Origin of the sequence: Thiocapsa sp. (assembly GCF_011390875.1) — a bacterium.
In the GTDB taxonomy this organism is placed as follows: domain Bacteria; phylum Pseudomonadota; class Gammaproteobacteria; order Chromatiales; family Chromatiaceae; genus Thiocapsa.
Genome location: NZ_JAABRP010000008.1, coordinates 58,561 through 64,560, shown reverse-complemented (window position 1 = coordinate 64,560; position 6,000 = coordinate 58,561). Strand labels below are relative to the sequence as shown.

5 protein-coding genes are annotated in these 6,000 nt (G+C 65.5%); 3 read left to right on the top strand and 2 right to left on the bottom strand.

Annotated features, from left to right (window positions below; all coding sequences use genetic code 11):
• On the bottom strand, positions 1-489 hold a 489-nt coding region (locus GPT33_RS01260), incomplete at its 3' end, for an FAD-dependent oxidoreductase (RefSeq protein WP_296805112.1).
• 62 nt (positions 490-551) lie between these two features.
• On the opposite strand from GPT33_RS01260, the gene GPT33_RS01255 reads away from it, so the two are divergent.
• The 3 genes from GPT33_RS01255 to GPT33_RS01245 all read left to right on the top strand — a co-directional run bounded on the left by GPT33_RS01255 (position 552) and on the right by GPT33_RS01245 (position 4,590).
• Complete coding sequence (locus GPT33_RS01255) at positions 552-1,505, top strand: AAA family ATPase (protein ID WP_296805110.1); 954 nt, start codon at positions 552-554, stop codon at positions 1,503-1,505.
• Between the two features lie 111 nt (positions 1,506-1,616).
• On the top strand, positions 1,617-2,606 hold the full coding sequence (locus GPT33_RS01250) for a DUF58 domain-containing protein (protein ID WP_296805108.1): 990 nt from the start codon (positions 1,617-1,619) through the stop codon (positions 2,604-2,606).
• Entirely contained in the window at positions 2,575-4,590 is a 2,016-nt protein-coding gene (locus GPT33_RS01245; RefSeq protein ID WP_296805106.1) for a DUF3488 and transglutaminase-like domain-containing protein, read from the top strand. The genes GPT33_RS01250 and GPT33_RS01245 overlap by 32 nt, the downstream gene beginning before the upstream one ends.
• A gap of 52 nt (positions 4,591-4,642) precedes the next feature.
• Here GPT33_RS01245 and mnmE read toward each other — a convergent pair whose 3' ends face one another.
• Entirely contained in the window at positions 4,643-5,980 is a 1,338-nt protein-coding gene (gene mnmE, locus GPT33_RS01240) for a tRNA uridine-5-carboxymethylaminomethyl(34) synthesis GTPase MnmE (RefSeq protein ID WP_296805105.1), read from the bottom strand.
• Positions 5,981-6,000: the final 20 nt, after the last annotated feature.

Sequence of the window (6,000 nt, the reverse complement as noted above, 5' to 3'; positions counted from 1 at the left end):
GATGCGACCGCCCAGGAAGGTTCCGACCGTGAGCACGACCGCATGCGCCCGAAAGCGCAACCCCATCTGAGTCTCGACGCCGACCACCCGGTCCTGCTCGATCAACAGATCTTCGACCGACTGTTGGAAGAGGGTGAGCCCGGGCTGGTTCTCGACTGCCGAGCGCACCGCGGCCTTGTAGAGGATGCGGTCGGCCTGAGCCCGCGTCGCACGCACCGCCGGTCCCTTGCTGGCATTGAGGATGCGAAACTGAATACCGCCGCGATCCGCCGCGCGTGCCATGAGACCGCCGAGCGCATCGATCTCCTTGACCAGATGGCCCTTGCCGATGCCCCCGATGGCCGGGTTGCAGCTCATCTGGCCGACGGTTTCGATATTCTGGGTGAGAAGGAGGGTGCGCAGACCGCAGCGGGCCGCCGCAAGCGCCGCTTCGGTGCCCGCGTGACCACCGCCCACCACTACCACGTCGTAAGGATCGCCGACCATCATGAAGGGAAACCCAAGTCTATGAGACCACGCAGTTTAACCCAGATGCGCGCACGGATACCGCTATGGCGATGCATCTGACCCGGCACCTCCCGAGCGACTCGGCCAGTCTCGGGGAGCGCGTGCTCGAGGCCGCGCGGGCCGTGATTCTCGGCAAGGACCGCGAGCTTCGACTTGCCTTGGCCTGTTTGATGGCGCGCGGCCATCTCCTGATCGAGGACGTTCCGGGAGTCGGCAAGACCACCCTCGCGCACCTGCTCGCACGCCTGCTCGGGCTAGAGTACGCCCGCATCCAGTTCACGAGCGATCTGCTGCCCGCAGACGTGATCGGGGTGTCGGTCTACGACCGGGCTGCCGAGTCCTTTCGCTTCCATCCCGGGCCCGTCTTCTCCCAACTGGTGCTTGCCGACGAGATCAACCGCGCCACGCCCAAGGCGCAGAGCGCGCTCCTGGAGGCAATGGAGGAGCGCCAGGTCACGGTCGAGGGTGAAACCCGACCCTTGCCCGAACCCTTCTTCGTGATCGCGACCCAAAACCCGCTGTTTCAGGTCGGCACCTTTCCGCTTCCCGAATCCCAGTTGGATCGGTTCCTGATGCGGATCCGGCTCGGCTATCCCGCAGCCGAGCAGGAGAAGGCCCTCTTGGCGGGCGAGGATCGACGCACCATGGTCGCACGCCAGCAGCCCGCCCTGACCGGCGCGCAATTGATGGCGTTGCAGCAGCAGGTCGTCGAAGTCCATGCCGCGCCAGCCATTATCGAGTATGTCCATGCCATCCTTGCGGTCACGCGCAGCAGCGAGCGGTTTCTGCACGGGCTCTCGCCGCGCGCGGGGCTCGGGTTGCTGCGCGCGGCGAAGGCTTGGGCGCTCCTGTCCGACCGTGACTACGTGATACCGGAGGATATCCAAGCCGTCCTGCCTTCCTGCGTCGTGCATCGCCTGGCCGCGTCGGAATACGGTGGGCGGCTCGACGAGGAGGCGGTGGTGAGTGCGATCCTGGATCATGTCGCGCTCGCTTAAGCGGCGTCCGGCAGTACCCGCGACATCGCGAGCAGACGCGACGCTGGAGCGACCCGACTCGGTCGGCGTTGACGTCGCTTAAGCGAGGATTTTTTCGGCGAGGGGGGAAGCATGTTCAACTGGACGCGCTTTAGGGCCAGACGGTTCAGTAATCTGTTTCGACGGGTGGCGCGTGGGGGCGACGGGGTTGCGCGGGTCGGGAGTCGTCAGATTTATATCCTGCCGACGGGGAACGGGCTGCGTTTCGCTGCGGTGCTCTTCGTCATGCTGCTCGGCTCGCTCAATTATCAGAACAATCTGGGGCTGCTCTTTACCTTTTTTCTCGCCTCCGTCGCGCTCGTGGCCATGCATCACACCTGGTTCAATCTGCTCGGGCTTTCGGTTCAGGCCCGCGGCGGGCAGCCGGTCTTCGTCGGGGACGATACGAGCTTCGAGGTCGTTGTCGGCACCGAGGGGAAGCGGGCGCGCTACGACATCGGGATTCCGGCCGGGGAGACGCGGCATCAGTCTATCGCGATACCGGGCAGGGACAGCGGCACGATCCGCATCGCACAAACGACACTGCGACGCGGTCTCGCGGCGCTCGACGAGGTGACGGTCGAGACGCGCTATCCGCTGCACCTCTTTCGCGCCTGGTGTTATGTGAAGACCGACGCGACGACCTTGGTTTATCCCAAGCCGGCACAGGTCGCGCCAGAACCCGGATCCGCGGCGGGCGACACCGAGCCGCGCCGCCGTCAAGGTTCTGAGGGGATGGAGGATTATCTGGGTCCGCGCGGCTATCGCGACGGCGATTCACCGAGACAGATCGATTGGAAGGCGTACGCGCGCGAGCGCGGGCTGGTCGTGAAGCAATTCGGAGGGGACGAAGGTCAAGAGGTCTGGATCGATTGGGCCGGCTTGACCGCGGCGGACCCGGAAATCAGGATCAGCGTGTTGACGCGCCAGGTCCTCGACGCGGCCGAGGCCCAAGTCCGGTTCGGGCTGCGACTGCCCGGTCTCGAGGAGGCACCGGGGCGAGGTGCCGGCCATCTCCAACGCTGCCTGACACATCTGGCGCTGTACGATCATGCGAACGATCCCCTCCAACGAGCGGCCTGAGCGGACCCAGATCCTCTGGGTCACGCTGGTCCTGATCGCGGCCTATCTCCCGCTCGCGGGCCATCTCGCGCTTCAGATCAGCGCCTTTGTCGGGCTGCTCTTCGCGATCCGTCTTGCGTCCCTGCGCTGGTCCGCGGTCTTGCCGGGCACCTGGCCATTGGCGGCCTTGACCCTGATCGGCGTCGCCAACGCGGCGGTGACCTACCAGGGGTGGTCGGGGCAGAACGCAGGAACGGCGCTCTTCGTCTCCATGCTGGTACTCAAGCTGATGGAGCTGCGGCGTAAGTCGGACATCCGCCTGGTCGCGACCCTGATCGGGTTTCTGGTGGTCGTCGAGTTCCTGTTCGACCAGTCACCCTGGTTGGTGCTCTATCTGGGTGCCGTGGTGCTGGGGGGCATCGCCCTGCTGGTGGATCTGAACGGCGGGCTCGGAGAGGCTCGTCGGCGCGGCGCCATCACGGTCGCCGTGAGGCTCTCGCTCCAAGCCCTTCCGCTGACACTCATCCTCTTCCTGCTGTTTCCGCGTCTCAGTGCCCCGCTGTGGAATCTGGGCGTGGATCCAAACAAGGCTACCACCGGGATCTCGGACAGCCTGGAACCTGGCGCGATCAGCGAGCTGGTCCTCAACGGCGAGCTGGCGTTTCGCGCTCGCTTCGAGGGCACACCGCCCGCAGCCGATCGACTCTATTGGCGAGGACCCGTCCTCTGGCAGACCGACGGGCGGCGGTGGTCGGCGGGGGAGGGCATCACGAACAGCGGGCCGGCCGGTGCTCTGTTGGAGACGGCTCGCCCGATCGACTACGAGGTGACCTTGGAGGCGACCGATCAACGCTGGCTCTTCGCGCTGGACATGCCGGCCAGCGTCCCGGACGGGGCCTTTTTGAGTCCGGATCACCAATTGATCGCACGCCAGGTTGTCAGCGCAGTCAAGCGCTATCAGGTGACCTCGGCGCTCGACTATCGCACCGCCGCCCCGGATCCGGCGCGACTTGCCGCCGGACTGCAGGTCCCGGACAACGTGACGCCGCGGATGCGCCGGCTGGTCGAGGATTGGCAGGGTCGATCGAACGACGACTGGGCGCTGGTCCAAGCGGGCCTGCAATTCTTCAATCGCGAGTCCTTCCATTACACCCTGATGCCGCCGCGGCTCGGCGCAAACCCGACCGACGAGTTTCTCTTCGAGACCCGGCGCGGCTTCTGCGAGCACTACGCCGGCAGCTTCGCCGTCTTGATGCGCATGGCCGGCATCCCCTCGCGAATCGTCCTCGGTTATCTCGGGGGCGAGCTCAATCGCGTCGGCGGTTATCACATGATCTGGCAGTCCGACGCCCATGCCTGGGTGGAAGTATTGATCGACGGACGGGGTTGGGTGCGGGTCGATCCGACCGCCGCCGTCGATCCCTCCCGGGTCGACAACAGTGGGGCTTCGCGCATGCTCGGCGCAGGGCCATCGGTGCGCTTCACCCTTGAGCAAGCCGATGCGATCGCCCGGTTCGTGCGCAACATGCGACTTTTCGCCGACAGCCTGGATGCCGCCTGGCAGGATTGGGTCCTGGGTTTCTCGGTCGAGGATCAACTCGCCTTGCTGGAGCGGCTTCGGCTCGGCGAGCTGCGCGAGTACGGGCTGGTCGCACTGATGCTCGCCGCGCTCGGTCTGACCCTCGGGATCTTGGTCGTCGCCTCGATCCGCGAGCGCAAACCACTCGACCCCCTTCAAGCGGAATACGCCCGCTTTTGCGGCCGTCTCGCAAAGATCGGGCTCGATCGTCTTCCGAACGAGGGACCCATGGACTACGCCGGCCGCGTCGTTGCCCAGCGTCCGGATCTCGCGCCGACGGTCGAGCGTTTCATGGAGCTGTATGTCCCGGCTCGATACGGACCCGACGATTCGGGCGACGCGCTGGTGGCGCTCGCCGATCTGCTGAGCCACTTTCGGCCTCGACCGGCTCGACAAATGCCCGATTTGCTCCGGCGGCCCCGATAGAGCCGCGCTGCAGTCCCGGCGAGAGACGCAGGTCGCTTACGCGCCGTCACGCCTACTTTCCGATACAAAAGGTGGAGAAGATCCGTCCCAGTAGATCCTCGGATGTGACACGTCCGGTAATCTCGCCGAATGCGTACTGGGCCTGCAGGAGATCATCTGCCACCAACTCGGCGCCGACTCCTCGTACAAGTGCGCGCTGTGCGGATTCCAGATGGTCGAGCCCGAGGCGCAAGGCATCGAGGTGACGACGGCGCGCAACGAAGGCACCTTCGGTGGAGACGCCGAGACCCGCCCGGTCCTTGAGATGGGACCGCAGAAGGTCGAGGCCGGCACCGGTTTTAACGGAAAGGCTGATCCGCGGACCGGTCTCGAGCTGGATGATGCCGGGGGGGATTCCTTGCAGGTCGATCTTGTTGCGGACTCGGGTGATCGGTACCTGTTCCGGTAGGCTCTCGCGTGCTGGTGTATCGCTGCCTTCGGCCGCGTCATGGACCCAGAGGACGAGGTCGGCTTGGTCGAGCTCTGCGCGCGCGCGTCTCACCCCCTCGCGCTCGATCGGATCCTCGCTGTGGCGCAGACCCGCGGTATCCACGATACGGATCGGGATCCCGTCGACTTGGATGTCGAGCTTCAGGAGGTCGCGCGTGGTACCCGGTATCGGTGTGACAATCGCCGCATCCTGGCCAGACAACGCATTGAGCAAACTTGATTTTCCTGCATTCGGCGGACCCGCGATCACGACCGCGAGACCCTCGCGAATGACCTGACCTTGGCGCGCGGAGCCCATGACCTCGCGGGTCTGGTCGATCATCGCCCGAAGAGCCTCGGAAATCCCGAAATCCGTGGCGAGGTCCAGTTCATCGTCGGGAAAATCAAGAGTCGCTTCGATGTAGGTTCGCATCCGGACGAGACGCTCGATGAGGTCGTCGATCCGTCGCGAAAAGACGCCTTGTAGGCTGCGCCCGGCGAGTCGAGCCGCGAGCGCGGTGGAGCTCTCGATGAGATCGGCGACGGCCTCGGCTTGCGCAAGGTCGAGCTTGCCGTTGAGGAAGGCGCGCTCCGAGAACTCGCCGGGGCGAGCGAGCCGTGCACCGAGGTGCAGACAGCGTTGCAGAAGGAGGTCCATGACGACCGGACCACCATGTCCCTGAAGCTCGAGGACATCCTCGCCTGTAAAGGACGCCGGCGCCGGGAAATAAAGGGCGATGCCTTGGTCGATGAAGTGTCCGCGAGCATCGCGGAAGGTCGTGAAGATGGCCTGCCGGGGGCTGGGCAACTTCCCGAGCACGGCCTCGGCAATGGAGGGAACGCCTGCGCCGCTGACCCGCACGATCCCGACCCCGCCCAATCCGGGCGGGGTCGCTACCGCAGCGATGGTCTCCGTGGCCATGACGACCTCGGCACCTCGGC